This window comes from Okeania sp., from assembly GCF_983059655.1.
Map to the genome: position 1 here is coordinate 1 of NZ_CEZPJD010000553.1, position 5,363 is coordinate 5,363.

General features: G+C 38.4%; 2 protein-coding genes. Both read right to left on the reverse strand.

Translation table 11 applies throughout. The features are described 5' to 3' along the window. Positions 1-4,449: ATP-binding protein (locus tag AC3DU7_RS23980; RefSeq protein WP_488041813.1), on the reverse strand; the 4,449-nt coding region annotated here is incomplete at its 3' end. Positions 4,450-5,036: 587 nt separating this feature from the next. Further along, on the reverse strand, positions 5,037-5,363 hold a 327-nt coding region (locus AC3DU7_RS23985; RefSeq protein ID WP_488041814.1), incomplete at its 5' end, for a sensor histidine kinase.

The window sequence follows — 5,363 nt, forward strand, 5'->3', positions numbered from 1 at the left end:
GCGAGCTATTAAGGGTAGGCAGAAAATAGACTGAGGTTGATATTTTTGGATATAAGCATCGCCAGCATAAGTATTGTTGTTACTAGCGTTATCAAGGACTAGAGGTTGTTGGCTGCGCTTGACTTGGTTGATAACACTCAAAGGTACTGTATGAGTAGTTGCTACAGTCAGAGGGGGCAGGATGGAAGTTTCTTCGCCAGTAACCAGAGCTGTCAACATTAATACTTGTTCCTGCAAGAGCATCAAGGCTACGGTTTCGGCTCCAGCACTTTCTCTGACTACTTGCATTAAATTAGCTATTGCTCCGTCTAAGGAGATATCTTCTGATAGGGTGCGGGATGCTTTCATGAGAGTAGCCAAGTCTAATATTTCTGCTGTACCTGTGGTAGTTTTGGAAATTGTTCCTTGAGTTAAATCGAGCAAAGTAGCACTAAAGAGGGAGCTAGGGAGTTGCCTTTCGATAATTGGTTTCAGGAGATAAGGATAGCGCTTTTCTAAGTCGTCGGTTTTGGCTTTCGCGCCCCAACGGGCATAGCAGTAGTAAGCCTCTTGCATATATCCTCCAGCAACTTTTTCTTTGCCCCAGTCAAGGTAAAATTTAGCTGCGAGTTCGTTGGCCAGGGCTTCTTCTTGGACGTATTCGTTTTCTTTTGCTCCAGCTATGGCGCTATCGTATTGTTCTATTGCCTCAGCTTTATGAAATAATACCCGATGCCTTTCTGCCTCTACTAATTCCCATTTGTGCTGGTAATTCTCATAAGCATTTTGCGTCCACTGGTTGAGTTTGTCTTGATTGTTTTGCACCAGAGCTAAAATTTCCTCTCGTTCAGACTTTGATGAGACATTCTCGAAGTTAGCTAATAAAGCTAAGGAATAGTAAAAATTATTAGTTGCAATGGGCATCCAAGCACCTACTGAAATGGCATAACTTGTGGCTAAAGTTGCATTTACGATCGCATCTGCCCAATTTTCACAATAATAAAATAACATTGCCTTGGCTAAATACAGGTTAAATAGAGACCAACCTAACTGAGATGTTTGCCAATTTTGTTCTGCTGTTGCTTCATCAAAATGTTCCCCACTCAATCGCTCAACATGAGTTGATTCTCCCAGTAAATTAGCACTAAATTGTCGCCAAATACTTATATTACCAGCAGCATAATTATTTTTTATTTTCCTCATGAATTCAATATATGGGTCTTGCTTTTGGGTAACAATTGTCAAATCAGCCCCCGTTAAAAACAGATAAGCACAATAATTTTCTATGCAATAACTGGCATAAACTAGATCGCCAACATCTAAGCCACTTTGCAATCCTTCTAACAAGTAGGCTAAACTTTCCCGTGCGTGTTTTTTCCAAGGATTAACAAAAGTATAAACCATGTTATAAACACTGGACTTTTCCAAATTAGCTTGAGGGTGAAACCGTTCTAACAATGCCATCGCTAATTGACCGGATTGATATCCTCTTTCAATATCAGCAGGATTCATACATAACAGAGCGCCATACCAACTATAGGAAAAAGCTGCTAAGGAAGAATAACCATTGATACTGCAAAGATGAGCTTGGGTCAGTACAATGGAAAATAAAATTGCTGGTCGAGAAATTAAAGCAGCAGAAGTAATAGCAATCAAAATTCTCATCTTGGCTAGATGATAAGGATCTCTCGCTTCTAATAATTCAGGTACTGCATCAATTTTAGGCAGGACGATCGCTTGACTACTGTAATCGTTCATTTTGTCTAAAGACATTTCCATCATGGCTAAAGCATCTAAACCAGTATCAATTGCCTTAGCTGTTTGCTTGCTGGTAATATAAATTTGGATTTTTGTTTCATAGACTTTAAGTACATCAAATTGATTGCTTGCTTGCTGCAAAATGATTTCCGCTAAAGATTCAGAGCGGTCAATATTACCACTTAAGTATTCACTTTGCATAGCCTCAGAGTGTAAATTTAAAGTCAATTCATAAGCCACTTTCCAACTCTGAGCAGGAAGCAATTTAATCCCTTGATTTAAGTAATTAACTGCCGCCTTATAAGCAGTAGAGTTTTTAGCTTTTTTTCCAGCTAATAAATTCAAAAGAGCTAACTCATTGAGTTCATTTTTATTGGTAATTAAATCAACACCATGATTAAAATGATTTGCTATCTCAAATAGCTTATTTTCTCGATCTGCCAATGCCGTTTTTTGCCATAATAAGCGACCTATTTTGAGATGAGTAGCGGTTTTTTGGGCCGCGGGAATCTTAGAATAAGCAGCTTGTTGAACGCGATCGTGCAAAAATTTATAGCCTACTGACATATCCTCAATAGATGCTTTTTCTTCCTGAGTAACTCCTTGAAAAAATTTATAAATCAGGCTCAAGGGCAACACCAATCCTTCTTGCAATGCATCCCACAAACTATTTGCCACTTCTAGCTCAGACTGTTCGCTCACCACTGCTAAGGTTGACAAATAAAACTGATTGCCGATACAAGCAGCTAACTTCAGTATTTCCTGAGCTGCTTCTGGTAACTTGTGCAACCGACTCGCCATGAACTCTACTACATCATCTGTCAGTGCCAAAGACCTAACTTCTGTCATATTGCACTGCCAATAACCTACATCAAAATTAAAACTAATCCACCCATCCTCATATAATCCCTTCAGAAACTGAGTAGCGAAAAACGGATTTCCCTTAGTCTTGTCATACACTAATTCAGTTAAAGGTAACGCCATTTCTAAACTGCAACTGAGAGTATCTGCTACTAAATCATTCAGATCAGTTTTGCTTAAAGGCGCAAGGGTGATGGTTTTGAAAGTTGCTCCCGAATTAGCTATCTCATCTAAAGTTAACATCAGAGGATGAGCAGGAAACACCTCGTTATCCCGATAAGCCCCTAACAAGAGCAAATAACCAGTCTCTCCACGACTCATCAATAGTTGCATCAATTTCAGCGACGCTAAATCTGCCCACTGCAAGTCATCAATGAATATTACTAGGGGATGGTTTTGGGTTGCAAAGACCTGAATAAATTTTTGAAACAACAGGTTAAAACGATTTTGTGCTGCACTACCAGATAATTCTGGAACCGGCGGTTGCTCCCCAATAATTTTCTCTAACTCTGGAATCACCTCAATCATAACCTGCCCATTATCCCCTACCGCATCAAGTATTTTGTTTTTCCACTTCTCCAGTTGAGCATCACTCTCGCTCAATAGTTGCCCCATTAAGTCTCGAAACCCCTGCACGAAAGCAGAAAAGGGAATGTTACGTTGAAACTGGTCAAATTTTCCTTTAATGAAATACCCGCGCTGCTTCACAATAGGTTTATGTACTTCATTCACCACCGCAGTTTTACCAATCCCTGAAAATCCTGCCACCAGGATCATTTCCGATCTATTTCCCTGACTCAGAGGGCTTTTGGGGGGATGAGCAACCCACTCAAAAGTATCTAGTAAAGTTTCTACTTCTGCTTCTCTGCCATAGAGTTTTTCTGGAATCAGGAAGCGATCACTAATATCTTTACTCCCTAGATCAAAATTCTCTATCTCTCCCTTAGACTGCAATTCCTGTCGGCATTTTTCCAAATCATATTTTAAACCCAAAGCACTCTGATACCTATCTTCCGCATTTTTCGCCATCAACTTCATTACAATGTCGATTAGCATTTGAGGTATTTGTGTTTCACAAACCCGTTTTCTTTCTTCACTATTCCCTGCTCCCCCTTCTCTATTCCCTACTCCCCCTTCACTATTCCCTAGTATTGGCATTTTCGCCAAATGACAATGTACCAATTCCATGAGATCAGTCGTCTCAAATGGTAACGATCCATTTAACATTTCATAAAACGTTACCCCCAACGAATAAAAGTCGCTACGATAATCTATTCCTCGGTTCATCCTTCCGGTTTGCTCTGGGGAAATATAAGCTAAAGTTCCTTCTAAGACATTGGGGGTTTGAATAGTTTGAGTTTCTTTTGGCAACAGCGTAGAAATACTGAAGTCAATAATTTTTACTTGCTTAGTTTCGGGATTAATTAGTATATTTGCGGGTTTAATATCTTTATGAATAATTCGATTTTGGTGTAATTGATAGATAATTTCTGCTATCTGAATTGCTATATCTAAAAATAGGCAGATGTCTTTTGTATGAGGTGACAAATTTTGATAATATTCATCTAAAGAAATGCCCCCAAAGTCTGGCATGATTAAGGCATAGCCATTCTCATAACTTAACAGAGCTAATGGTTTGACAATACCTTCAACAGACAGATTACTCGCAATGGTGTATTGGTTGCGAAATTGGACTAATTCATGAAATGAAGGAAACTGATTGTGCATCAGTTTTATCGCTACTGGTTGAGCATTTGCTTTAGCCACTGCACGATAGACGACAGTCCGCTGGCTCTCATGTATTAAGTCACCAATTTCATAGTCACTTAAGGATGTGATAGTTAAGTTCATGGCCAGTTATGCCCAACACTTTTTAATAGTTTTCTCCTGATTCCAATTTTAAAGGTAAAATTTGAATAATATCAAATCCGTTGGCTTTGGAGTAATATCATATCCGGTTGAATACTTACACTTTAGAGGAGGTAAGGCAGAAGGCAGCTATGCTGGAGACAGAAGCGGTACAACCCCGCGTCGGTGTCTGACGCAAGGGAATGCGCACTAAGATAGGAAAGAAAAGGTTAGAAGGGAAAAGGTTTTTTGATCGCGCTATGATCCAGACATGATATAATATAATTTCTATATATAACTATATATAATATCATATAATATCAAATCCAGTTAAATAACCTCATAATCAATAGACCCAGAAAAGAGGGAGTAGGGAGTAGGGAGTAGGTATAAATAATTGATAATTTATGTATAACAATTGATTTTATTTTTTATTATTGGAGATGTCTAATAGCTTAAAATCCTGATTATGACGTTATTGGATCTATGTGCAATTAGGCGGATTTTATATAATATATATAACCTACGTTCCGTACTTCAAAATGTAGCATAAACGATAGCTTGTAGCTATATCAGAACAACTCTTGGCTTTAACTTAAAGGTAAAGTAATGATGAATTTTGTCCCTTGGCCCAATACTGAGATACAATCAATTCTTCCCCCATGTTTTTCTTGAATAATTTGCTGGGATATTGCCATGCCTAATCCTGTTCCTTTACCCACCCCTTTAGTTGTAAATCCCTGCTCGAATATCCTTGAGCGCACTTTCTCGCTCATTCCTGGACCATTATCAGTAATTTCTACTATCGCCATGTTTTTATTAATACTTAATTTTGTATTAATACTAATATAATTATTATTGGCTTCAATATCTGTGTAAATTCGGCTTTCACTTGCTTCATCTAATGCATCAATTCC